Here is a 23834-nt window from a genome sequence, read left to right on the forward strand (position 1 = left end):
CTGCCATGTGACAAATCTGCCAAAAACTGGATAAATGTAATGTAACTATCAAAGTGAGACATCCCTCACAAGTCAGCGTATCCACTATAAATTCTGAGAAACTGCAAGTTATGAGGCGGATCGCATTTTTGTACTGACATTACAAAAGTCCAGCAAATGGCCTTTTTATCCACTGTTTGCGTCGCGTCAGATTGCCTATTGTTTTCCGCAACAAGTTTATGGATATGGGCTTTAGGCAGCCCGGGAGCGACTTATGAAAGAGTTGGTACAAATCCTGAAAAATACTCGTCAGCACCTGATGACCGGTGTTTCGCATATGATCCCCTTCGTAGTAGCGGGCGGTATTTTGCTGGCTGTCTCCGTCATGCTGTATGGCAAAGGCGCGGTACCGGATGCTGCGACCGATCCTAATCTTAAAAAGCTGTTTGATATTGGCGTCGCCGGGTTGACTTTGATGGTGCCATTTCTTGCTGCTTATATCGGCTATTCCATCGCTGAACGTTCTGCTCTGGCCCCTTGTGCGATTGGCGCATGGGTGGGAAACAGCTTCGGTGCAGGTTTCTTTGGCGCATTAATTGCTGGGATTATTGGCGGTATCGTTGTCCATTATCTGAAGAAGATCCCCGTACATAAGGTGTTGCGTTCGGTAATGCCTATCTTCGTTATTCCCATCGTCGGCACTTTTATCACCGCAGGCATCATGATGTGGGGGCTGGGGGAGCCTGTTGGCGCGTTAACCACTAGCCTGACCGAGTGGCTGCAGGGTATGCAGCAGGGCAGCATTGTGCTGCTGGCGGTAATTATGGGACTGATGTTGGCCTTCGATATGGGAGGGCCAATTAACAAAGTTGCCTACGCCTTCATGCTGATTTGCGTGGCGCAGGGGGTTTATACCGTCGTGGCAATCGCCGCAGTAGGGATCTGCGTGCCGCCGCTGGGTTTAGGTTTGGCGACGTTGATTGGTCGTAAGAATTTCTCTTCTGAAGAACGCGAAGCCGGTAAAGCTGCGCTGGTAATGGGCTGCGTTGGCGTAACGGAAGGCGCGATTCCGTTTGCTGCAGCCGATCCGCTGCGTGTCATTCCATCGATTATGGTGGGTTCCGCCTGTGGCACGGTAACCGCCGCCCTGTTTGGTGCGCAGTGTTATGCCGGCTGGGGCGGGCTGATTGTTCTGCCTGTAGTGGAAGGAAAACTGGGTTATATCGCGGCGGTTGCCGTTGGTGCTGTAGTGACCGCCGTGTGCGTTAACGTACTGAAAAGTCTGGCGCGGAAAAAAGTGTCTCAGGTCGATCAGAAAGAAGATGACCTGGATTTAGATTTTGAAATGAATTAAGTGAGGAATGAGTCATGACCAAGATTATCGCAGTAACCGCATGTCCTTCTGGCGTTGCCCACACCTATATGGCAGCCGAAGCGCTGGAAAGCGCCGCTAAAGCTAAAGGTTGGCAAGTAAAGGTTGAGACTCAGGGTTCGATCGGTCTGGAAAACGAACTGACCGCGGCGGATGTGGCGGAAGCCGACATGGTCATTCTGACCAAGGACATTGGTATTAAATTTGAAGAACGTTTTGCGGGCAAAACTATCGTTCGCGTCAACATCAGCGATGCAGTGAAACGTGCCGACGCCATCATGAACAAGATTGGCGCGCATCTGGCGCAAACCGCTTAACCGTTTGTTTGCCGGATGGCGGCTTCGCCTTATCCGGCCTACAGATGCGTAGGCCTGATAAGCGTAGCGCCATCAGGCAACTATTTCCGCAGGAGTTCCTCATGACGAACCGTATCCAACGTTTAAAAACCGCTCTGTTTCAGAACAACCGTGAAATTTCGCTTGAACGTGCGCTGTTATATACCGCCAGCCACCAGCAGACGGAGGGAGAGCCGGTTATTCTGCGTCGGGCGAAAGCCACCGCATATATTCTTGAGCACGTTGAGATTTCGATTCGTGATGAGGAACTGATTGCCGGAAACCGTACTGTTAAACCGCGTGCGGGCATTATGTCACCGGAAATGGATCCTTACTGGCTGCTTAAAGAGTTGGAGCAGTTTCCAACCCGTCCGCAGGACCGTTTTGACATCAGCGAAGAGGATAAACATCTCTATCGCGATGTGCTGTATCCGTACTGGGAAAAGCGGTCGATGAAAGATTTCATCAACGGTCAGATGACCGATGAGGTTAAAGCTGCCGTCAGTACCCAGATTTTTAGCATTAACCAGACTGACAAAGGTCAGGGACATATCATTATTGATTATCCACGCCTGTTGAATCATGGGCTTGGCGAACTGGTAGCGCAGATGCGAGCGCATTGTCTGCAGCAGCCGGAGAATCACTTTTATCAGGCTGCGCTGCTGCTGCTTGAGGCTTCGCAAAACCATATTCTGCGTTACGCTATGCTGGCAGAGAAGATGGCGGAAAGCTGCCCGGATGCGCAGCGACGCCAGGAATTACTGACGATTGCTGAAAACTCTCGGCATAACGCTCAAAGCAAGCCGCAAACTTTCTGGCAGGCATGTCAGCTGTTCTGGTACATGAACATTATTTTGCAATATGAATCCAACGCCAGTTCTCTTTCACTCGGACGCTTCGACCAGTATATGCTGCCGTTTTATCAGGCCTCGCTGACCCAGGGGGAAGACCCAGCATTCTTACAAGAGATCCTCGAATCCCTGTGGGTGAAATGTAATGACATCGTACTGCTGCGTTCCACCAGCAGTGCGCGCTACTTCGCTGGCTTCCCAACAGGCTACACCGCGCTACTGGGGGGATTGACGGAGAATGGTCGTAGTGCGGTAAATGTATTGTCTTTCCTCTGTCTTGATGCGTATCAGAACGTACAGCTACCACAACCAAACCTCGGTGTGCGCACGAATGCGTTGATCGATACACCGTTCCTGATGAAAACAGCACAGACCATTCGTCTTGGTACCGGCATCCCGCAAATCTTTAACGATGAAGTGGTGGTGCCCGCGTTTCTGAATCGCGGTGTTTCGCTGGAAGATGCGCGGGATTACGCGGTAGTAGGCTGTGTCGAGCTGTCTATTCCAGGCAGAACATACGGTTTGCACGATATCGCTATGTTTAATCTGCTGAAAGTGATGGAAATTTGTCTGCATGAGAACGAAGGCAACCGTACTCTGACGTACGACGATCTCCTGGCGCATATTCGTGCCAAAATCAGCCACTACATCACGTTGATGGTGGAGGGCAGTAATATCTGCGATATCGGTCACCGCGACTGGGCGCCGGTGCCGCTGCTCTCCTCGTTTATTAGCGACTGTCTGGATAAAGGGTGCGATATTACCGACGGCGGTGCGCGTTATAACTTCTCCGGCGTACAGGGGATCGGTATTGCAAACCTGAGCGATTCGCTGCATGCGCTCAATGGGCTGGTATTCGAACAACAGCGCTTATCTTTTGATGAACTTTTGTCGGTGCTAAAAGATAACTTTGCTACCCCGGAAGGCGAGAAAGTTCGCGCCAGGCTGATCAATCGCTTCGAAAAATACGGCAACGATATCGATGATGTAGATAACATTAGCGCCGAACTGCTACGTCATTACTGCAAAGAGGTAGAGAAATACCAGAATCCGCGCGGCGGGCAATTTACGCCGGGTTCGTATACCGTCTCTGCACACGTGCCGCTGGGTTCGGTCGTTGGGGCAACACCGGATGGCCGCTTAGCCGGGGAGCAACTGGCAGATGGGGGGCTGTCGCCGATGCTGGGACAGGATATGCAAGGACCGACGGCGGTATTGAAGTCGGTCAGCAAGCTGGATAACACACTGCTTTCCAATGGGACGTTGCTGAACGTGAAGTTTACGCCAGCCACACTGGAAGGTGAGGCCGGTTTACGCAAGCTGGCGGATTTTCTGCGGGCATTTACCCAGCTCAAACTCCAGCATATCCAGTTTAACGTGGTGAATGCCGACACATTGCGCGAAGCGCAGCAGCGCCCGCAGGATTTCACCGGGCTGGTGGTGCGCGTGGCGGGTTACAGCGCCTTCTTTGTCGAGTTGTCGAAGGAGATCCAGGATGACATTATTCGCCGCACCGCGCATCAACTGTGAGGTAATTGACCCACGAGGCGAGGAAGTCGCGCGTATATTCAACATTCAGCGTTACTCACTGAATGATGGGCAGGGTATTCGTACGGTCGTCTTTTTTAAAGGCTGTCCGCATACCTGCCCTTGGTGTGCTAACCCGGAATCACTCTCGCCACGTATTGAAACGGTACGGCGGGAGAGTAAATGTCTGCACTGTACACCCTGTCTGCGTGATGCCGACGAGTGTCCCTCTGGGGCATTTGAACGTATTGGTCGTGATATCACGTTGGACGATCTGGAACGTGAAGTGATGAAAGATGATATTTTCTTTCGCTCTTCTGGTGGGGGGGTAACGCTTTCCGGCGGTGAAGTGCTGATGCAAGCGCCCTTTGCCACACGGTTCCTGCAACGTCTGCGGCGCTGGGATGTGCGCTGTGCAATTGAAACGGCTGGCGATGCGCCGGCCGGTCGCTTGTTATCGCTGGCAAAAGAGTGTGATGAGGTGTTGTTCGACCTCAAAATAATGGATGGAGATCTGGCTCGTGAGGTCATCAACATGAACCTACCGCGTGTACTGGCGAATTTACGGCTATTGGTGGAGGAAGGGGTTAATGTCATACCTCGCCTGCCGCTGATTCCGGGCTTTACGATGAATTCAGATAACACGCAGCATGTGTTGACGATGTTGTCATCACTAGGCATAAAACAGGTACACCTGCTACCGTTTCATCAATATGGCGAGCCCAAATACAGCCTGCTCGGTTTGCCCTGGTTGATGAAAGAAGTGCCCGTACCGACAGCGCAAGAGGTGGATATTATACGTAAGATGGCAGAATGCGCCGGATTTCAGGTAACAGTAGGAGGATAGTATGACCATCGCACCTGTACGATATCTGGTTGCTGTCACCGCGTGCGTAAGCGGCGTAGCCCATACCTATATGGCAGCTGAGCGGCTGGAGAAACTTTGCCAGCAGGAAAAATGGAGCATCAAGATCGAAACTCAAGGGGCACTGGGTACCGAAAATCGCCTGACGGAAGAGGATATTAACCGCGCTGATGTGGTGTTGCTCATTACTGATATTGAACTGGCAGGAGCAGAGCGTTTTACGCAGAGCCGATACGTTCAGTCGGGCATTAGCGCATTTCTGCGTGAGCCGCAGCGGGTGATGAGCGCCGTGCGAAAGCTGCTTTCAGCGCCACAGCACACACATCTTACTCTGGATTAGCTTCTTTCTCCGTCAATTGGCTGTGGTATTGCCGACGGTATTCTGATGGTGAACGTTCTGTATTTTTGCGAAACAGGCGGCAGAAGTAGTTGCTGTCAACAAACCCACAAATGTGCGCCACCTCTTTAATCTTCAATTCGTAACCCTTCAACAGCGTTTTTGCGTGTTCCAGTCGCGTGTGGTTCAGGTATTCGTTAAAACCGATAGCGCCCGTTTTTTGAAAAAGGTGGGAAAGATAATTGGGTGAGATGTAGAACGCCTGCGCGACGGATTCTCGGGTGAGCGGTGAAGCGTAGCGTTCGTCAATATAGTTGCGAATGGCTTCGAAAAGCGCCTGGCTGCGTGATGCGGTTTGGATCTGGCTGCCGAGCAGATCGCGGCAGTGGCTCAGTAAGCTTGCAACGATTAGCCTGGCGGTTTGCTGCTCCTGCGGCTGCATCTGCATTTCATTGAGCGTTTGCAGCAGGAATGAGCCAATACGCGGTCCACGGCGCGCGACGTGCTGGCGGGTAAGGTTTTGATATTGCTTACCGTCCCACTGCACGATGCTAAAACCCAGTTGCTGTTTGCCAAATAATATACTGAGCGTGGTCACCGGTGTGAGCCACTGTGGAAAGTTCCAGCCACCAGCCGGAACGAACAAGGCATCGCAAGGCTGTAACGTCGCGGATGCGCCAGCAACACCGTTATCGATGAATTCACCTTCCAGCACAATCTCCAGTCGGGGAAAATCGACCTGATACGCCAGTTCCGGCGTTGAGCTACTGGTGCTGGCAAAGTAAATCTGCCGCAGCGGTGTGGGGCCGTTGATCAGGCGAGAGAGCAGGTGGCTGATGTCGTGATACATGTTAATCCCTTGCAGGCAGCAGACAGGGAAACAGTAACGTTGAAAACAATCGCCCTCAAGTGATTATTGCCGGATGGCGGCTAATGCCTTATCCGGCCTACAAGTCTTTGCGAGCTGTAGGCCGGATAAGCGTAGCGCATCCGGCAGACTGTTACTGATTACCGATTTGATCGCCGTAAGGCAGGGTATCGTAATCAATCAGGGCATTCTTTTTGTACGGGTTGCCAATCCAGCGGGTCGTCTCTTTGAACTGCGGGCTGGTAATGGCACGAGTTGGATCGAAACCATCATAGGTGAAGCCCGCTAAATCAGACCAGGTGTGGATAAGCTCTGAGCTGCTGTATTTACGATTCACATCCTGTAAGAAGTCACGCGGGTGTGCGGCCTGCCATTTTTCCGAGGTCCACAGCAGGAACGGCACCGTATACATATGACGCGTTGGGTTGTCTTCATTACGACCCTGCGTTTTATGCGGCGGCGTATCGTATACCTCTTCCCCATGATCGGAGAAGTACAGCAGGAAGCCGTTCGGATCGGTCGCTTTATAGTCTTTGATCAGACTGGCAATGATATGGTCATTGTAGACATTCGCGCTGTCGTAATCGTTGTAGGCTTCCAGCTCATCGTCACTCAGGCCTGCGGGCACATTGTCGACATTATTGTCGAACTTACCCTGACCATCCGGATAGCGGAATTTGTACTTAATATGCGTTCCCAGCAGGTGCACGATGATGAACTTTTTCGGTGCAGGGTCGGCCAGTACTTCTTTAAACGGTGCCAGCACGTTGCTGTCATATTCGCGCGCACTTTGCGTACGCTGCTGGTTCATATAGAACTGTTTATCCGTCTGCTTAGAGAACACCGTCAGCATGGTGTTGCGGGCGGTCATCGTCTGCTGATTGGTGATCCAGAAGGTTTTATAACCTGCCTGTTTCATCATGTTCATCAGGGACGGCTGAGTCAGATACAGATCCGGGTTCTTCTCGTTGGCAAAGGTCAGCGCCTGCTGCAGGATTTCAATGGTGTACGGACGGGAGGTCACGACATTATTGAACACGGTGAAGTTAGGATCGGATTTATGCAGTGCATCCAGTTCCGGCGTTGTTTCGCGTGGGTAACCGTACAGGCTCATGCGGCCACGTTGCGTTGATTCGCCAATCACCAGTACCAGCGTACGCGGTGCATCACCTGAGCTGTCTTTAAAGTTGGCCAACGGCGGCAGGGCATTGTTCTCATTCAGCAGGCTGTTCAGCGCGGTCAACTGCTGACGATACTGATAATAACCGGAGATGAATTGCCATGGTGCAGCTGGTTCCATGCGTGAGGCGAGACCATTCAACGTTTTTTCAAATGGTTTATGTTTGATAAACGTGTTCACCGTCATCGGATGCAGAATCAAACCGTATAACAGTGCAAACGACACCAGATAGCGCCAGGGCGATGGAATATGCACAGGACGCAGACGTGTCCATAGCAGAATTGCCACAGCTGTATAGGCCAGCGCAATCAAGACAATCTTCAGACTGAAATACTGGCTCAGATATTCGCTGGCTTCGTTCGCATTGGTTTCAAACATTACGTACAGAACGCTTTGCGAGAACTCTTGTCCGTAAATGACGTAATAGCTTAGAGCAGCCAGCGAGGCTGCCCATAGCATTACGCCAATGACGGCAGCAATAACGCGGATACGGTTTGGAAATAAGAATACCGGAATCAACCACAGCGAACTGAACAGCAAGGAGTCGCGTAAACCATTAGTTCCGCTATAGCCGGATAAGAGAATAACGACCTGGAGTAAACTGGAAAAAAAACAAAAATAGAGGAGCGCCCAGCCCAGGGCTTTCCAGCTAAATTTAGGTTTAGACTGGGGGTGTAAGGATTGCATAATGTAAGCCTGTCTTTAATTGTAGCGCCAAGAGTAGCACTTAAACATTAAGAGGAACTGAAGCATCACGATCTTAGGATCGTGTTTTGCCATCTTTATATTCATTTGATGAATATATTCGAGGGGGAATATATTGAAAATGAAGTGGTTGTAACAGCGGTTTTTGCCGTCGCCTCCGAATAATAGCACGAAGGCGACGGGGGAGGGACGTTAGCCTGTATTGCGCATACCAGCGGCGACACCAGCGATTGTGACCATCAATGCTTGTTCTACGCGTGGGTCCGGTGCATTGCCTTGCTCTTCCGCCAGGCGTGAGCGGTGTAACAGCTCTGCCTGTAATACGTTTAGCGGGTCAGTATAAATATTTCTTAACTGAATGGACTCGGCAATCCACGGCAGGTCGGCCATCAAATGTGAGTCGTTGGCAATCGCCAGTACGACATCGATATCTGCTGCCAGGCGTTGGCGTAGCTCTGCACCCAACGGCCACAGATCTTTTTTGACCAGGCGCTGATCGTAATACTCTGCCAGCCACAGGTCTGCTTTCGCGAAAACCATTTCCAGCATGCCAAGGCGTGTGGAGAAGAATGGCCAGTCGCGGCACATGGCTTCAAGTTCGCTTTGCTTGCCGTCTTCAACCACTTTTTGCAGCGCGGTACCTGCACCCAGCCAGGCCGGGAGCATCAGGCGGTTCTGCGTCCAGGCGAAGATCCACGGAATGGCGCGCAGAGACTCTACCCCGCCGGTCGGACGGCGTTTTGCCGGACGTGAACCGAGCGGGAGTTTACCCAGTTCCTGCTCCGGTGTCGCTGAGCGGAAATAAGGGACGAAGTCTTTGTTTTCACGCACATATCCACGATAGAGCTCGCAGGAAATATCGGAAAGCTCATCCATGATATGACGCCAGCTATCTTTCGGTTCTGGCGGTGGTAACAGGTTGGCCTCCAGAATTGCTCCGGTGTACAGCGACAGGCTGCTGATGGTCACTTCCGGCAGGCCGTACTTAAAGCGGATCATCTCCCCTTGTTCTGTCACGCGCAGACCGCCTTTCAGGCTGCCCGGCGGTTGAGAGAGTAGCGCCGCATGTGCAGGCGCGCCGCCGCGACCAATGGAACCACCGCGACCGTGGAAAAGCGTCAGTTCGATACCGGCTTTTTCGCAGGTTTTGATTAGCGCGTCCTGAGCCTGGTATTGCGCCCAGGAGGCCGCCATCACGCCCGCGTCTTTTGCGGAATCAGAATAGCCAATCATGACCATCTGTTTGCCCTGAATAAAGCCGCGGTACCAGTCGATATTTAAAAGTTGAGACATGACGTCATCGGCATTGTTGAGGTCGTCCAGCGTTTCAAATAGCGGAGCGACCGGCATAGCAAAACCAATTCCGGCTTCTTTCAGCAGCAGATGCACGGCCAGCACATCCGACGGAGTTTTCGCCATCGAGATAACATAGGCGGCAATGGAGCCATATGGGGCTTCGGCAATGACCCGACAGGTATCGAGCACTTCACGGGTGTCGTTGCTCGGTTCCCAGTTACGCGGCAGGAGCGGACGCTTGGAATTCAGTTCGCGGATCAGGAAAGCCTGTTTATCCGCTTCCGACCAGTTTTCGTAGTCGCCAATGCCCAGATAACGGGTCAGTTCGCCCAAGGCTTCAGTATGACGGGTGCTTTCCTGACGAATATCAATACGCACCAGCGGCACACCGAAACACTTCACGCGCCTAAGGGTGTCGAGCAATTCACCATTGGCGATGATGCCCATGCCACAGGCCTGTAGAGACTGGTAGCACGCGTAAAGCGGGTCCCAAAGCTGTTCGTTTTGGGTGAGAAGTCCCGCTGGTTTCGGCAATTTCTCGCCTTTCAGACGGGCTTCAAGCCAGGCCTGGGTTGCCATCAGACGAGAACGCAGGGTTTTCATCAGATAGCGATAAGGTTCAGCTGCACCTTCTTCGCCTACCAGCGCCATCAGCTCCGGCGTGGCATCCACCATCGACAGCTCAGAAATCAGAAACTGGATGTCTTTCAGGAACAGGTCTGTCGCTTTCCAGCGGCTGAGCAGCAGCACGTGACGGGTGATATCTGCCGTTACGTTCGGGTTACCATCACGGTCACCGCCCATCCAGGAAGTAAATCGAACCGGGACAAAATCAACCGGCAGCTTATAACCCAGATGCTCTTCCAGTTGTTCATTCAGCTCACGCAGGTAGTTCGGTACACCTTCCCACAGGCTGTTTTCAACTACCGCGAAACCCCATTTAGCTTCATCAACCGGGCTTGGGCGCAGCTTGCGGATCTCATCCGTATGCCAGGACTGGGCAATGAGCTGACGCAGACGGCGCATCAGTTGGTTGCGTTCATAATCGACGAGGTCTTTGTTATCAAGCTGTTTGAGGCAGGCGTTTACTTCACCCATTTTATGGATCAGCGTACGACGAGTGATCTCGGTCGGGTGGGCGGTGAGTACCAGCTCCAGAGAGAGTGATTCTACGGCTTTCTTGATGGTGGCGTCATTGAGGTTGGGCTGCTCTTTCAGTTTACGCAGAGTGCGAGCAATCACTTCCGGGTTGCTGGCTGCTTCGCCTTTTGGCGAAATGCTGTGGTATTGCTCGGCGGTGTTGGCCAGGTTCAGGAACTGGCTAAATGCGCGGGCAACCGGCAGCAGCTCGTCGTTAGACAGATTTTGCAGTGTGGTGAGCAATTCCTGGCGATTAACTTCATTGCCAGCGCGAGATGATTTGGACAGCTTACGAATTGTTTCTACGCGATCAAGAATGTTCTCTCCCAGCGCATCCTTGATGGTCTCTCCCAGCACTTTGCCGAGCATACTGACATTACTACGCAACGCGGAATATTGTTCGTTCATATTAACCCAGACACCCCATCTATTTTGAATATGTCCTGTATCTTTCACGCCTGACTATCACGCGAAATCTTGCGGACTTAACTTTTTAGCCGTCTTTTATAAAGCCACGTAAAACACGTGACGTCAATTGCTGCGAAATCGGTTCAGCAAACGAATAAATGCCGTGAATTTACGTTATTTAATTCACATCCAATCAAATAAGCGTTGCTTATGGAAATGTTAAAAAATCACCCCGCTTACCACTAAAGGATTAGCGGGGTGACAAGCAGTTAATGCCAGCAGAAATGATGCACAACCTGGGTGATTAATTCGCGAGTTGGCTTAATAAAGCGTGTTTCCAGATATTCATCCGGCTGATGCGCTTGATTAATAGAACCTGGACCCAATACCAGCGTCGGGCAAAGCGTCTGGATAAATGGCGCTTCGGTGCAGTAGTTCACCACTTCAGTCTGTGCGCCCAGCAGTTTCTCAACCACCTCTACCAGTTGATGGTCAGGCGGACACTCATAGCCTGGAATCGGTGGATGCAGTTCCGATACGGTCAGGCGGCCCGGCCAGCGTTCGCTGACAGGGGCCAGCGCTTCGTTAAGTAACCCATTGAGATCGTTTAGCGTCATACCCGGTAGCGGGCGAATATCCATATGCAGTTCGCAGCAGGCGCAGATTCGGTTGGCGGCGTCGCCGCCGTGGATGTGGCCCAAATTTAACGTTGGATACGGAACGGTAAAGGCATCATGGTGATAGCGCGCTTTCAGGTCATCGCGCAGATGCATGATATGGCCGATGGCATCATGCATCAGTTCAATCGCATTAACGCCACGCGCCGGATCGCTTGAATGACCCGATTGTCCCAGAATGCGTATCGCATTAGAGATATGACCTTTGTGTGCGCGAACCGGTTGCAGTGAAGTGGGTTCGCCAATAATCGCGCAGTCTGGGCGCAGAGCAGTGGTTTCAGAGAAGTAGCGAGCTCCCGCCATGCTGGTCTCTTCGTCAGCAGTGGCCAGAATGTAGAGGGGCTTTTTCAGCTTCGTGACGTCGACATCACGCAACGCGTCGAGGATAAAGGCGAAGAAGCCTTTCATGTCCGCCGTACCCAAACCATAGAGCTTATTGTCATGCTCGGTCAGGGTGAACGGATCGCGCGTCCAGCGTCCGTCGTCAAAGGGTACGGTATCGGTATGGCCCGCCAACAACAGACCACCAGCGCCCTGTCCAATGCTCGCCAGCATATTGAATTTATTCCGCGTATCGGGAACCGGCTGGACCTCCACATTGAAGCCTAAATCTTTAAACCAGCCCGCCAACAGAGTGATTAAACCTGCATTGCTTTGATCGAGCGCTTCTTCGGTAGCGCTAATCGATGGCGTGGCAATCAGAGCGCGGTAAATCTCGATAAATGGCGGTAAATTGTTTTTCATTGTTGACACACCTCGGGTCATGATAGTATCAATATTCATGCAGTATTTATGAATAAAAATACATTAACGTTGAGCGTAATAAAACCCACCAAGTGTAAGGTGAGGTGATAAAGGCTTATACCTGGCAACAGAATCTAAGAAGGTGAGCAGCCCCGATGTTGAATACGCTGATTGTGGGCGCCAGTGGCTATGCCGGCGCAGAGCTTGTGACCTATGTAAATCGCCATCCTGATATGACCATAACCGCTTTGACCGTCTCAGCGCAAAGCAATGATGCAGGAAAATTAATCTCCGATTTGCATCCGCAGTTGAAAGGCATTGTCGATTTACCGTTGCAGCCAATGTCAGATATCAGCGAGTTTAGCGCAGGGGTGGATGTTGTGTTCCTCGCAACGGCTCATGAGGTAAGTCATGACCTGGCTCCGCAGTTTTTGCAGGCCGGTTGCGTGGTGTTTGACCTCTCTGGCGCGTTTCGCGTAAATGACGGCGCGTTCTATGAAAAATATTATGGTTTTACCCATCAGCATCCCGACCTGCTGGAGCAGGCAGTTTACGGGCTGGCGGAATGGAAAGAAGACCAACTGAAAGAAGCGAATCTGATTGCTGTGCCGGGTTGTTACCCGACGGCGGCGCAGCTTTCGCTGAAACCACTGATTGACGCCGGGTTGTTGGATCTCAGCCAGTGGCCGGTAATTAATGCGACCAGCGGCGTAAGCGGCGCGGGCCGTAAAGCGGCTATCTCTAATAGTTTTTGCGAAGTAAGCCTGCAACCGTATGGCGTGTTTACCCATCGTCATCAGCCGGAAATCGCTACTCATCTGGGGGCTGAAGTGATTTTCACCCCGCATCTGGGCAACTTCCCGCGCGGAATTCTGGAAACTATCACTTGCCGCCTTAAAGCGGGCGTAACTCATGCTCAGGTGGCTCAGACGCTGCAACAGGCGTATGGCGATAAACCGCTGGTGCGTCTGTATGACAAAGGGGTTCCAGCGCTGAAGAATGTGGTTGGATTACCATTCTGTGATATCGGGTTTTCTGTGCAGGGTGAGCATCTGATCGTTGTGGCGACGGAAGACAACTTATTGAAAGGCGCGGCGTCACAGGCGATGCAGTGCGCAAATATTCGTTTTGGCTTTGCCCAAACGCAGTCTCTTATTTAAGGGTGCAACAATGAATCCATTAATTATCAAGCTGGGCGGCGTTTTACTGGATAGCGAAGAGGCGCTGGAGCGTCTGTTTACCGCACTGGTGAATTATCGTGAGTCGCACCAGCGTCCGCTGGTCATTGTGCACGGCGGCGGCTGCGTGGTCGACGAGCTGATGAAGCAGCTGAATCTGCCGGTGAAAAAGAAAAATGGTCTGCGCGTCACGCCTGCCGATCAAATTGACATTATTACCGGTGCCCTGGCGGGAACGGCGAATAAAACCTTGCTGGCCTGGGCGAAAAAGCATCACATCGCGTCTGTTGGTCTGTATCTTGGCGATGGCGACAGCGTAAAAGTGACGCCGCTCGATAAAGAACTGGGTCATGTTGGACTGGCGCAGCCGGGTTCGCCTAAGCTGATTAACACGCTGCTGGAAAGCGGTTTTCTGCCGGTAGTGAGCTCTATTGGTGTCACTGATGATGGTCTGCTGATGAACGTGAATGCCGATCAGGCTGCAACGGCGCTGGCGGCAACGCTGGGTGCGGATCTGATCCTGCTCTCTGATGTGAGCGGTATTCTGGATGGCAAAGGCCAGCGCATTGCCGAAATGACCGCGGCGAAAGCGGAACAGCTGATTGAACAGGGCATTATTACCGATGGCATGATCGTGAAGGTGAATGCAGCGCTGGATGCCGCGCGTACGCTGGGCCGTCCGGTGGATATCGCCTCCTGGCGTCATGCAGAGCAACTTCCGGCGCTGTTTAACGGCACGCCAATTGGTACGCGTATTCTGGCTTAACTATTAATGTGCCGGATGGCGGCTTCGCCTTATCCGGCCTACGTGGGTTTTGTAGGCCCGGTAAGCGCAGCGCCACCGGGCAAAAATATCATATTAAGGAAATTCGTTATGGCACTTTGGGGTGGGCGTTTTACACAGGCAGCAGATCAGCGGTTCAAACAGTTCAACGACTCGTTGCGTTTTGACTACCGCCTGGCAGAACAGGATATTGTTGGCTCTGTGGCCTGGTCCAAAGCGTTGGTAACGGTCGGTGTACTGACTGCCGATGAACAGCTGCAGTTGGAAGAGGCGCTGAATAACCTGCTGGAAGAGGTTCGCGCGAATCCTCAGCAGATTTTGCAAAGCGATGCCGAAGATATTCACAGTTGGGTGGAAGGTAAGCTGATTGATAAAGTCGGCCAGCTTGGTAAAAAACTGCATACCGGGCGTAGCCGTAATGACCAGGTCGCGACCGATCTCAAGCTGTGGTGCAAAGACACGGTTATCGAATTACTGTCGGCCAATCGTCAGTTGCAAACTGCGCTGGTGGTGACGGCGGAGAATAACCAGGACGCCGTCATGCCGGGTTACACCCACCTGCAACGTGCGCAGCCGGTGACGTTTGCTCACTGGTGTCTGGCCTATGTTGAAATGTTGGCGCGTGACGAGAGCCGTTTGCAGGATGCGCTCAAACGCCTGGACGTCAGTCCGTTAGGCTGCGGCGCGCTGGCGGGTACGGCGTATGAAATCGATCGCGAGCAGTTGGCGGGTTGGTTGGGCTTTGCCTCGGCAACGCGCAACAGCTTGGACAGCGTTTCTGACCGTGACCACGTGCTGGAGTTACTCTCCGACGCCTCTATCGGCATGGTACACCTGTCGCGTTTTGCTGAAGATCTGATTTTCTTTAACACCGGCGAAGCGGGCTTTGTTGAACTCTCCGACCGTGTGACTTCCGGTTCATCTCTGATGCCGCAGAAGAAAAACCCGGATGCGCTGGAGCTGATCCGTGGTAAATGCGGTCGCGTGCAGGGTGCGCTGACCGGCATGATGATGACTTTAAAAGGCCTTCCACTGGCATACAACAAAGATATGCAGGAAGACAAAGAAGGGCTGTTCGACGCGCTCGACACCTGGCTGGACTGTCTGCATATGGCCGCGCTGGTGCTGGATGGAATCCAGGTGAAACGTCCGCGTTGCCAGGAAGCGGCGCAGCAGGGTTATGCTAACGCCACTGAGCTGGCGGATTATCTGGTGGCGAAAGGCGTCCCGTTCCGCGAAGCGCACCATATTGTGGGGGAAACGGTGGTCGAGGCGATTCGTCAGGGCAAACCGCTGGAAGCGCTGTCGCTTGCCGACTTACAAAAGTTCAGCCAGGTGATTGGCGATGACGTTTACCCGATCCTCTCGTTGCAATCGTGTCTGGATAAACGTGCAGCGAAAGGTGGCGTGTCGCCGCAGCAGGTTGCGCAGGCGATCGACTACGCGAAGGCACGCCTGTAGGTCGGATAAGGCGAAGCCGCCATCCGGCACTGTGCGCCGTTCTGCCTGATGGCGCTACGCTTATCAGGCCTACCAAACCATAACCCGGCCGAGCTTTGCGACGCCGGGCTTTTTTATGCAAAAAAAATGCGGACTCAAGGTCCGCAAAAGTTCACGTTGGCTTTAGTTATTTCGAGTATGAGAGAAACTCTCAAACGGACAGTAGCTTCAAGGGTTAAAGGGGTACCGTTCCGTTTCTGTGGTGCATTATTAAACAGAAAGCTTGATAGGGATAATCGTTCGTTGCTATGCTACCTATCGCTACGAACTATCGTGGCGATGGAGGATGAATAATGAATATTCGTGATCTTGAATACCTGGTGGCACTAGCCGAACATCGTCACTTCCGACGAGCGGCAGACTCCTGTCACGTTAGCCAACCCACGCTGAGCGGGCAGATCCGCAAGCTGGAAGATGAGCTTGGCGTCATGTTGCTGGAGCGTACGAGCCGCAAGGTGCTGTTCACCCAGGCCGGTTTGCTGCTGGTGGATCAGGCGCGCACTGTGCTGCGCGAGGTCAAAGTGCTCAAGGAGATGGCAAGCCAACAAGGCGAGACAATGTCTGGCCCGCTGCATATTGGTTTGATCCCAACGGTGGGCCCATACCTGCTGCCGCATATTATTCCGATGTTGCACCAGACCTTCCCAAAACTGGAGATGTATCTCCATGAAGCGCAGACACATCAGCTGTTGGCGCAACTGGATAGCGGCAAGCTCGACTGCGTCATTCTGGCGCTGGTCAAAGAGAGTGAGGCGTTCATCGAAGTACCGTTATTTGATGAGCCTATGATGCTGGCGATCTATGAAGATCACCCATGGGCAAACCGTGACTGTGTACCGATGTCCGATCTGGCGGGTGAAAAACTGCTGATGCTGGAAGATGGCCACTGCCTGCGCGATCAGGCGATGGGTTTCTGCTTTGAAGCGGGTGCTGATGAAGATACCCATTTTCGGGCAACCAGTCTGGAAACGCTGCGTAACATGGTGGCGGCAGGCAGTGGTATTACCTTACTGCCTGCGCTGGCCGTTCCACCGGAGCGTAAGCGTGATGGTGTCGTTTATCTGCCATGCATTAAACCCGAACCGCGTCGTACGATTGGTCTGGTGTACCGTCCTGGTTCGCCGCTGCGCAGCCGTTATGAACAGCTGGCAGAGGCCATCCGTGGATCAATGGATGGCCATTTCGACAGTGCGTTAAAACAGGCGGTTTAAGCCATTTAGCGCCGCTACCCGATAGGCTTCTGCCATGGTTGGGTAGTTAAAGGTGGTGTTAACGAAGTACTCGATAGTGTTACCACCACCTTTTTGCTCCATTATCGCTTGTCCGATGTGAATAATTTCGGCCGCGCGCTCCCCAAAGCAGTGGATCCCCAAAATCTCTTTGGTTTCGCGATGGAACAGGATCTTCAGCGTTCCGACACTCATACCCACGATTTGTGCACGTGCCAGATGTTTAAACTGGGCGCGGCCAACTTCGTAGGGAACTTTCATTGCCGTGAGCTGCTGTTCGGTTTTACCAACGGAGCTGATTTCCGGAATGGTATAAATCCCGGTTGGGATATCTTCGATCAGATGCGCAGTGGCTTCGCCTTTTACCAGTGCCTGGGCGGCAATGCGTCCCTGGTCGTAGGCCGCCGATGCCAGGCTCGGATAACCAATCACATCCCCTACGGCGTACACATGCGGCAGCGCCGTCTGGTACATACTATTCACTTTGAGCTGCCCGCGGCTGTCGGTTTTCAGACCAATGTTTTCCAGCGCCAGCGAATCGGTATTACCGGTACGGCCATTGGCGTACAGCAGGCAGTCGGCCTTCAGTTTCTTACCGGACTTCAGGTGCATGATGACGCCGTCATCGCAACCTTCAATCTTCTCATACTCTTCGTTGTGGCGAATGACCACACCGCTGTTCCAGAAGTGGTAAGAGAGCGAGTCGGACATCTCCTGATCGAGGAATGCCAGCAGACGATCGCGGGTGTTGATTAAATCAACTTTGACGTCCATTCCACGGAAGATCGACGCATATTCACATCCAATGACCCCCGCGCCATAAATCAGCACATGACGGGGTTCGTGGTGCAGGCTCAGGATAGAGTCACTGTCGTAAACCCGGGGATGCGAAAAGTCGACATCAACAGGGCGATAAGGACGCGAACCGCAGGCAATAACAAACTTATCCGCAGTCAGCGTTTCCACCGTACCGTCGTGACATTCCAGGGCGATCGTGTGTTCATCAACAAAACGGGCATTTCCCTGCAAAATTTCGCAGTGGTTGCGCTCGTAAAATCCTTGCCGCATACGCGTTTGCTGATTAATAACGTTATCAGCGTGGTTGAGAATATCGGCGAAAGAAGAACGAAGGAGTCGGGAGTGGTCGCTGTACAGTGGGTTCTGATTGAATTCAATAATGCGGCTGACGGCGTGGCGGAGAGCTTTCGACGGGATGGTGCCCCAGTGGGTACAACCTCCGCCGACATTATGATAGCGCTCAATCACCGCGACGCGCGCTCCTTGCTTAACCAGACCCATTGCCGCGCCTTCGCCGCCGGGACCGGAACCTATTACTATTGCATCGTAATCGTAAGAATGTGACATGGTCAGGCTTACCTGTTCTTATACATAAAAGCAACAGAATAGTAACATCGTTGTTGAGATAACCCAATTATCGTTGTGCTTTTTTGCGAAGTCGAAGCACAAACTGCGCGTAAACAATCATTCACAAAGCCATGCCAACCGCCTAATCTCTGGTATAGTGCCAGCAAGGTATGTGGAAGGATTCAGACATCGTGATGGGCGTTAGAGCGCAACAAAAAGAGAAAACCCGGCGTTCGCTGGTAGAAGCCGCATTTAGTCAACTCAGCGCTGAGCGTAGTTTTGCCAGCCTCAGTTTACGCGAAGTCGCTCGTGAAGCGGGCATTGCGCCAACCTCGTTTTATCGCCATTTCCGCGATGTGGATGAACTCGGCCTGACGATGGTGGACGAGAGCGGTCTGATGCTGCGTCAGTTGATGCGCCAGGCGCGCCAGCGTATCGCGAAGGGCGGGAGTGTGATCCGCACCTCGGTCTCAACATTTATGGAGTTCATCGGCAACAATCCCAACGCCTTCCGTTTATTATTGCGCGAGCGTTCGGGGACATCCGCTGCGTTTCGTGCAGCGGTCGCTCGTGAAATTCAGCACTTCATTGCGGAACTTGCGGACTATCTGGAACTCGAAAACCATATGCCTCGTGCGTTTACTGAAGCGCAAGCCGAAGCTATGGTAACCATTGTGTTCAGCGCCGGGGCAGAAGCACTGGATGTTGGCGCTGAACAGCGCCGACAGCTGGAAGAGCGGCTGGTATTGCAACTACGCATGATCGCGAAAGGCGCATTTTATTGGTACCGCCGTGAACAAGAGAAGATGACGCACCACTCCGAGTAACGAGAAGGACAAGCAATGAAACAGTCAGGTCAAGATAAAGGTACGCTGCTGCTGGCGCTGGTTGCTGGCTTATCGATCAATGGTACATTTGCGGCGCTGTTTAGCTCCATTGTGCCATTCTCAGTATTCCCGATCATTTCGCTGGTGCTGACGGTGTATTGTCTGCATCAACGCTATCAGAACCGCACCATGCCTGTGGGATTGCCGGGCCTGGCTGCCGCCTGCTTTATCCTCGGCGTTCTGTTGTACAGCACCGTAGTACGCGCTGAATATCCGGATATTGGTTCTAATTTCTTCCCGGCGGTACTGTCGGTGATTCTGGTGTTCTGGATCGGCTTTAAAGTGCGTAACCGTAAGCAGGAAATAGCAGAGTAACAGTTGTAACTGTAGGCCGGATAAGGCAAAGCCGCCATCCGGCAATCTGAAGCGGCCGGCCTACGTTCAGTTTTACTTCTTGGTTAACAGTACGCCGCACTCCATATGGTGCGTATACGGGAACTGATCGAATAGCGCCAGACGTGAAACATTGTGCGTCTGGCTTAACGTTTCCAGGTTTTTACACAGCGTCTCCGGATTGCAGGAGATGTACAGAATGCGCGGATACGCCTGCACCATTTTCTCCGTTTCGCTGTCCAGACCGCTGCGCGGTGGGTCAACGAAGATAGTTTCACACTGGTAACTCTTTAGATCGATTCCCTGCAAACGGTTGAACTCGCGAACGCCGTTCATCGCCTGAGTAAACTCTTCGGCCGCCATGCGGATTATTTGTACGTTTTCAATCTGGTTAGCCGCAATGTTGTACTGTGCAGCAGCAACGGACGGCTTGGCGATTTCCGTCGCCAGTACGCGGTTGAAGTTTTGTGCCAGGGCTAACGAGAAATTGCCATTGCCGCAATACAGCTCCAGCAGGTCGCCTTTTGAGCCCCTGGTGACATCAATCGCCCACTCCAGCATCTGAATATTCATGGCGGCGTTCGGCTGGGTGAAGCTGTTCTCAACCTGGCGATAGATAATCTCTTTACCCGCAACCGGTAGGCGTTCGTCAATGTAGTCCTGATCCAGCTCGATTTTGGTTTTGGTTGCCCGGCCAATCAGATGCACATTCAGGTTTTTCGCCCGTAGCACATCCCGCAGCGTTTCAGCTTCCTGACGCCATTCATCATCCAGCTTTTTATGGTACAGCATCGATACCACCGCCTGATCGCTCAGGGTTGTGAGGTAATCAATCTGAAACAGTTTGTGACGCAGGACGTGGTTGTTGCGAACGCCTTCGATCATTGCCGTCATCAGCGTGTTGATAAGCTCACTGGCTGCCGGGAAGCTGTCGACACGGATACGGTTTTTAGTCTGGCTGTCGAACATGATGTGGTACAGATCATCACCGTCATGCCACAAACGGAATTCCGCGCGCATACGGTAGTGGCTGACCGGTGAGCGAAACACTTCCGGAGCCTGTGCATAAAATGGCGTCATTAAGCTCTGCAGACGCACCACTTTTTCAGCTAACTGTGCGTCGTACTGTTCTGTCGGAAGGTGTTCGGGGGTCATGATGCGTCCTGAAAAATAAAAGTACGCGGGGATTGTAGGGATTGCTCATCAGATGTCCAGTCATTGATGATTTCCGATATTGTGATACGCAGTCTGGACAGTGGGTTGTAACAAACTGTAGCATCCGTTTTCCGGTCCTGTGAGTTAAAAGGGAATCCAGTGTGAATCTGGAGCTGACGCGCAGCGGTAAGGAAGGTAGGGGATGAGCGCACCTGGTGCAGACACTGCGGCATGCCGTGGGAAGTCATCGTCTCTTTAAGTTGCCTCCAAGCCCGAAGACCTGCCGGCTAACGTCGCATCTGGCTTTCATCATCGCGTACTATCGGTGGGACCTGCGGCATCCTTCTTATATTGTGGATGCTTTACAATGATTAAAAAATCGTTGCTGTGCACGGCACTTTCCGTCACGGCATTTTCTGGTTGGGCACAGGATACTAGCCCAGATACTCTCGTTGTTACTGCCAACCGTTTTCAGCAGCCTGTTAATACTGTCCTTGCCCCCACTGATGTGGTGACGCGTGAAGATATTCAGCGCTGGCAGTCAAAAGATCTCAATGATGTCATGCGCCGATTGCCGGGCGTAGATATTTCGCAAAGCGGCGGTATGGGGAAAAGCTCCTCGCTGTATGTTCGCGGTACTGAGTCCCGGCATGTCCTGGTATTGATTGATGGCGTGCCGATGGCGCGTGCAGGCATCGGTAATGCGATTGATATTGGTCAGATTCCGGTATCGTTGGTGCAACGTGTTGAATATATTCGCGGGCCGCGTTCAGCTGTGTACGGATCTGGTGCGATCGGTGGTGTGATGAACATCATTACGATGAGTAATGAAGAGAAATCACAGATCAACGCAGGTATGGGGACTGATGGTTATCAGACCTACGACGGCACGATAAATAAACGATTTGGTGACACGATGGTGACGGCGGCTGGCGCTTACCAGACGACCAAAGGTTTTAACATTCAACCTGATTCCCCTTACAGCGGTGACAGCGATCGCGATGGTTATCGCAACAAACTGTTCTGGGGCGGCTTGCAGCACAAGTTTAACGATAACTTCTCCGGTTTCTTCCGTGGTTACGGCTACACGGCGAATAGCGATTACGATCAGGGCTCTTATGGCTATGCTGGCGGTAATGACGAAGCTCAGAATTACACTCAGTCCTGGGATTCCGGCCTTCGTTACAGCTCAGGTATCTATTCCGCCCAACTGATTGCTAACTACCAGCATCTCAAAGATTACAACTATAGCAATCAACTCGGTCGTTATGCGGGGGATGCTACGCTGGATAATATGGAACAGCGCTATATTCAGTGGGGAAATAACGTTGAGGTTGGGCATGGAGCGATTAGCGGTGGTGTCGACTGGAAACAAGAAAAGCTGACTTCCAGTAGTACCACGAAATCGGACGCTTATAAACGTGATACGACCGGACTTTATCTAACTGGGCAACAACAAATTGATAGCGTCACGCTGGAAGCCTCAGGCCGTGAAGATCATGATGAACAATTCGGCTGGCATGGCACCTGGCAGACTGCTGCAGGCTGGGAGTTTGTTGATGGCTACCGTGCAACGCTCTCTTATGGCACAGGTTTCCTGGCTCCTTCACTTGGTCAGCAATACGGGGCTACGCGTTTTGCCTCTTCCTATGGGCCGGGTATTGCAGCCAACCCGAATTTGAAACCGGAAGAATCTAAACAGTGGGAAGCAGGGATTGATGGATTGACAGGGCCGCTTGATTGGCGTCTTTCTGCATATCATTATGAAATTCAAAACCTGATCGATTACAAGAATAACCAGTACGTCAACGTTAAGTCAGCCACGATTAAAGGGCTGGAATGGACTGGGAATGTTACGACTGGCCCGGTAGATCATCACCTGACGCTACAGTATGTTGACCCGCGGGATGATGATACGAATAAGGTACTCTATCGCCGAGCAAAACAGCAGGTTAAGTATGAGTTAACTGGGCAGGTTCAGGACTTGGGGTGGAACGTTGCTTATCAATATATAGGTGAACGTTACGATAATGATTACGACAATAATCGTGATGTTAAATTGGGCGGCGTCAGCTTGTGGGATATCGGAGTGTCATATCCAATCACCTCACAGCTGACAGTTCGTGGTAAAATCGCCAACCTGTTCGATAAAGATTACGAGACAGTTTATGGCTACGCAACTGCAGGACGGGAATACACCTTGTCTGGCAGCTACACCTTCTGATCCCCGTCCCACCGTGCTGGTATTTGATTCCGGCGTCGGTGGGTTGTCGGTCTATGACGAGATCCGGCACCTTCTGCCGGATCTCCACTATATCTACGCTTTCGACAACGTCGCTTTTCCTTATGGAGAGAAGAGCGAGGAGTTTATCGTCGAGCGTGTTGTTGAGATTGTGACTGCGGTCCAGCAGCGCTATCCCCTCTCTCTTGCGGTCATCGCGTGTAATACAGCAAGCACGGTGTCGCTCCCTGCGTTACGTGAGAAATTTGCATTCCCGGTTGTGGGCGTGGTGCCTGCGATTAAACCGGCAGCGCGACTCACGGCGAACGGTGTTGTGGGGCTACTGGCTACACGTGCAACGGTGAAGCGCTCGTATACCCATGAGCTGATTGCGCGATTCGCTAACGAATGCCAAATTGCAATGTTGGGTTCTGCTGAGCTGGTGGAACTGGCGGAAGCGAAGCTGCACGGTGAAACAGTTTCTCTGGAAGAGCTGCGGCGTATTCTGCGTCCGTGGCTGCGGATGTCTGAACCACCTGACACAGTAGTGCTCGGTTGCACTCATTTCCCTCTATTACAGGAAGAGCTTTTACAGGTCCTTCCCGAGGGGACGAGACTGGTGGATTCTGGTGCCGCGATAGCGCGCCGCACGGCCTGGTTGTTAGAGCATGAAGCACCAGATGCGAAATCAACCGATGAGAACGTTGCATTTTGTATGGCAATGACGACAGAAGCTGAACAATTATTGCCTGTGCTACAGCGCTATGGCTTTAAAACGCTCGAAAAACTGTCAGTTTAAGTGGTTTTGATGAAAAAACACGCACTCGGAAGATTATTTTAAATTTCCCCTTGTCAGCCTGAAATAACTCCCTATAATGCGCCTCCACTGACACGGAAC

Annotated in this window: 19 protein-coding genes and 1 riboswitch; of the genes, 13 read left to right on the forward strand and 6 right to left on the reverse strand. The window is 52.3% G+C overall.

Annotation, left to right across the window (positions count from 1 at the left end):
• Positions 1–253: 253 nt before the first annotated feature.
• From OGY68_RS11625 to OGY68_RS11645, 5 genes are all read left to right on the forward strand, one after another.
• A complete protein-coding gene (locus OGY68_RS11625; protein WP_003825153.1) occupies positions 254–1333 on the forward strand; it encodes a PTS fructose transporter subunit EIIC in 1080 nt (359 codons plus the stop codon).
• Between the two features lie 14 nt (positions 1334–1347).
• Entirely contained in the window at positions 1348–1668 is a 321-nt protein-coding gene (locus tag OGY68_RS11630; protein WP_003825151.1) for a PTS fructose-like transporter subunit IIB, read from the forward strand.
• Between the two features lie 101 nt (positions 1669–1769).
• Positions 1770–4067 carry a formate C-acetyltransferase gene (locus OGY68_RS11635; RefSeq protein WP_032945638.1) on the forward strand — a complete coding sequence of 766 codons (2298 nt, stop codon included), beginning with the start codon at positions 1770–1772 and terminating at the stop codon, positions 4065–4067.
• The gene (locus OGY68_RS11640; protein WP_128317573.1) at positions 4033–4911 is read left to right on the forward strand and encodes a [formate-C-acetyltransferase]-activating enzyme; all 879 of its coding nucleotides are present in this window, start codon (positions 4033–4035) and stop codon (positions 4909–4911) included. Before OGY68_RS11635 ends, OGY68_RS11640 begins: the two co-directional genes overlap by 35 nt.
• Before the next feature lies 1 nt (position 4912).
• A complete protein-coding gene (locus OGY68_RS11645; protein WP_008787052.1) occupies positions 4913–5269 on the forward strand; it encodes a PTS fructose-like transporter subunit IIB in 357 nt (118 codons plus the stop codon).
• On the opposite strand, the gene OGY68_RS11650 is transcribed toward OGY68_RS11645, so the two are convergent.
• The 4 genes from OGY68_RS11650 to argE all read right to left on the reverse strand — a co-directional run bounded on the left by OGY68_RS11650 (position 5256) and on the right by argE (position 12284).
• Entirely contained in the window at positions 5256–6116 is an 861-nt protein-coding gene (locus OGY68_RS11650; protein WP_032945642.1) for a helix-turn-helix transcriptional regulator, read from the reverse strand. The genes OGY68_RS11645 and OGY68_RS11650 overlap by 14 nt on opposite strands.
• Positions 6117–6267: 151 nt before the next feature.
• Complete coding sequence (locus tag OGY68_RS11655) at positions 6268–8001, reverse strand: phosphoethanolamine transferase CptA (protein ID WP_057068739.1); 1734 nt, start codon at positions 7999–8001, stop codon at positions 6268–6270.
• A 210-nt stretch (positions 8002–8211) separates the two neighbouring features.
• A complete protein-coding gene (gene ppc / locus OGY68_RS11660) occupies positions 8212–10863 on the reverse strand; it encodes a phosphoenolpyruvate carboxylase (RefSeq protein WP_003825139.1) in 2652 nt (883 codons plus the stop codon).
• 269 nt (positions 10864–11132) lie between these two features.
• A complete protein-coding gene (gene argE, locus OGY68_RS11665; protein WP_003028848.1) occupies positions 11133–12284 on the reverse strand; it encodes an acetylornithine deacetylase in 1152 nt (383 codons plus the stop codon).
• Positions 12285–12439: 155 nt separating this feature from the next.
• Between argE and argC the strand changes: the two genes are divergently transcribed.
• From argC to oxyR, 4 genes are all read left to right on the forward strand, one after another.
• Complete coding sequence (gene argC / locus OGY68_RS11670) at positions 12440–13444, forward strand: N-acetyl-gamma-glutamyl-phosphate reductase (RefSeq protein WP_057068741.1); 1005 nt, start codon at positions 12440–12442, stop codon at positions 13442–13444.
• 10 nt (positions 13445–13454) lie between these two features.
• Entirely contained in the window at positions 13455–14228 is a 774-nt protein-coding gene (gene argB, locus OGY68_RS11675; protein WP_003028854.1) for an acetylglutamate kinase, read from the forward strand.
• Positions 14229–14336: 108 nt separating this feature from the next.
• Complete coding sequence (gene argH, locus OGY68_RS11680; RefSeq protein WP_032945646.1) at positions 14337–15707, forward strand: argininosuccinate lyase; 1371 nt, start codon at positions 14337–14339, stop codon at positions 15705–15707.
• A gap of 332 nt (positions 15708–16039) precedes the next feature.
• On the forward strand, positions 16040–16957 hold the full coding sequence (oxyR, locus tag OGY68_RS11685; RefSeq protein ID WP_008787060.1) for a DNA-binding transcriptional regulator OxyR: 918 nt from the start codon (positions 16040–16042) through the stop codon (positions 16955–16957).
• Here the strand turns inward: oxyR and sthA are convergent.
• The gene (gene sthA, locus OGY68_RS11690; protein ID WP_003028860.1) at positions 16940–18340 is read right to left on the reverse strand and encodes a Si-specific NAD(P)(+) transhydrogenase; all 1401 of its coding nucleotides are present in this window, start codon (positions 18338–18340) and stop codon (positions 16940–16942) included. The genes oxyR and sthA overlap by 18 nt on opposite strands.
• A gap of 191 nt (positions 18341–18531) precedes the next feature.
• On the opposite strand from sthA, the gene fabR reads away from it, so the two are divergent.
• Positions 18532–19167: an HTH-type transcriptional repressor FabR gene (fabR, locus tag OGY68_RS11695; RefSeq protein WP_003028862.1), complete on the forward strand. Its 636-nt coding sequence runs from the start codon at positions 18532–18534 to the stop codon at positions 19165–19167.
• Positions 19168–19182: 15 nt separating this feature from the next.
• Positions 19183–19542 carry a YijD family membrane protein gene (locus tag OGY68_RS11700; protein WP_003825114.1) on the forward strand — a complete coding sequence of 120 codons (360 nt, stop codon included), beginning with the start codon at positions 19183–19185 and terminating at the stop codon, positions 19540–19542.
• Positions 19543–19614: 72 nt separating this feature from the next.
• Here OGY68_RS11700 and trmA read toward each other — a convergent pair whose 3' ends face one another.
• Positions 19615–20715, reverse strand: a complete 1101-nt coding sequence (trmA, locus tag OGY68_RS11705) for a tRNA (uridine(54)-C5)-methyltransferase TrmA (protein ID WP_057068745.1) — start codon at positions 20713–20715, stop codon at positions 19615–19617.
• 115 nt (positions 20716–20830) lie between these two features.
• Positions 20831–21017, forward strand: a riboswitch (cobalamin riboswitch).
• Positions 21018–21082: 65 nt separating this feature from the next.
• Between trmA and btuB the strand changes: the two genes are divergently transcribed.
• Positions 21083–22939, forward strand: a complete 1857-nt coding sequence (gene btuB / locus OGY68_RS11710) for a TonB-dependent vitamin B12 receptor BtuB (RefSeq protein ID WP_032945649.1) — start codon at positions 21083–21085, stop codon at positions 22937–22939.
• Positions 22884–23735: a glutamate racemase gene (gene murI / locus OGY68_RS11715; protein ID WP_286617069.1), complete on the forward strand. Its 852-nt coding sequence runs from the start codon at positions 22884–22886 to the stop codon at positions 23733–23735. The genes btuB and murI overlap by 56 nt, the downstream gene beginning before the upstream one ends.
• Positions 23736–23834 lie beyond the last annotated feature (99 nt).

It is taken from the genome of Citrobacter sp. Cpo065 (assembly GCF_030332805.1).
In the GTDB taxonomy this organism is placed as follows: domain Bacteria; phylum Pseudomonadota; class Gammaproteobacteria; order Enterobacterales; family Enterobacteriaceae; genus Citrobacter; species Citrobacter portucalensis.

What these genes read in the sequence shown, in the direction of transcription:
- OGY68_RS11625 (WP_003825153.1), top strand. Translation starts at nt 254, where the DNA reads ATGAAAGAGTTGGTACAAATCCTGAAAAATACTCGTCAGCACCTGATG.
- OGY68_RS11645 (WP_008787052.1), top strand. Translation starts at nt 4,913, where the DNA reads ATGACCATCGCACCTGTACGATATCTGGTTGCTGTCACCGCGTGCGTA.
- argH (WP_032945646.1), top strand. Translation starts at nt 14,337, where the DNA reads ATGGCACTTTGGGGTGGGCGTTTTACACAGGCAGCAGATCAGCGGTTC.
- btuB (WP_032945649.1), top strand. Translation starts at nt 21,083, where the DNA reads ATGATTAAAAAATCGTTGCTGTGCACGGCACTTTCCGTCACGGCATTT.
- trmA (WP_057068745.1), bottom strand. Translation starts at nt 20,715, where the DNA reads ATGACCCCCGAACACCTTCCGACAGAACAGTACGACGCACAGTTAGCT.
- OGY68_RS11635 (WP_032945638.1), top strand. Translation starts at nt 1,770, where the DNA reads ATGACGAACCGTATCCAACGTTTAAAAACCGCTCTGTTTCAGAACAAC.
- ppc (WP_003825139.1), bottom strand. Translation starts at nt 10,863, where the DNA reads ATGAACGAACAATATTCCGCGTTGCGTAGTAATGTCAGTATGCTCGGC.
- OGY68_RS11650 (WP_032945642.1), bottom strand. Translation starts at nt 6,116, where the DNA reads ATGTATCACGACATCAGCCACCTGCTCTCTCGCCTGATCAACGGCCCC.
- OGY68_RS11640 (WP_128317573.1), top strand. Translation starts at nt 4,033, where the DNA reads ATGACATTATTCGCCGCACCGCGCATCAACTGTGAGGTAATTGACCCA.
- sthA (WP_003028860.1), bottom strand. Translation starts at nt 18,340, where the DNA reads ATGTCACATTCTTACGATTACGATGCAATAGTAATAGGTTCCGGTCCC.
- OGY68_RS11700 (WP_003825114.1), top strand. Translation starts at nt 19,183, where the DNA reads ATGAAACAGTCAGGTCAAGATAAAGGTACGCTGCTGCTGGCGCTGGTT.
- murI (WP_286617069.1), top strand. Translation starts at nt 22,884, where the DNA reads ATGGCTACGCAACTGCAGGACGGGAATACACCTTGTCTGGCAGCTACA.
- OGY68_RS11630 (WP_003825151.1), top strand. Translation starts at nt 1,348, where the DNA reads ATGACCAAGATTATCGCAGTAACCGCATGTCCTTCTGGCGTTGCCCAC.
- argB (WP_003028854.1), top strand. Translation starts at nt 13,455, where the DNA reads ATGAATCCATTAATTATCAAGCTGGGCGGCGTTTTACTGGATAGCGAA.
- argE (WP_003028848.1), bottom strand. Translation starts at nt 12,284, where the DNA reads ATGAAAAACAATTTACCGCCATTTATCGAGATTTACCGCGCTCTGATT.
- argC (WP_057068741.1), top strand. Translation starts at nt 12,440, where the DNA reads ATGTTGAATACGCTGATTGTGGGCGCCAGTGGCTATGCCGGCGCAGAG.
- OGY68_RS11655 (WP_057068739.1), bottom strand. Translation starts at nt 8,001, where the DNA reads ATGCAATCCTTACACCCCCAGTCTAAACCTAAATTTAGCTGGAAAGCC.
- oxyR (WP_008787060.1), top strand. Translation starts at nt 16,040, where the DNA reads ATGAATATTCGTGATCTTGAATACCTGGTGGCACTAGCCGAACATCGT.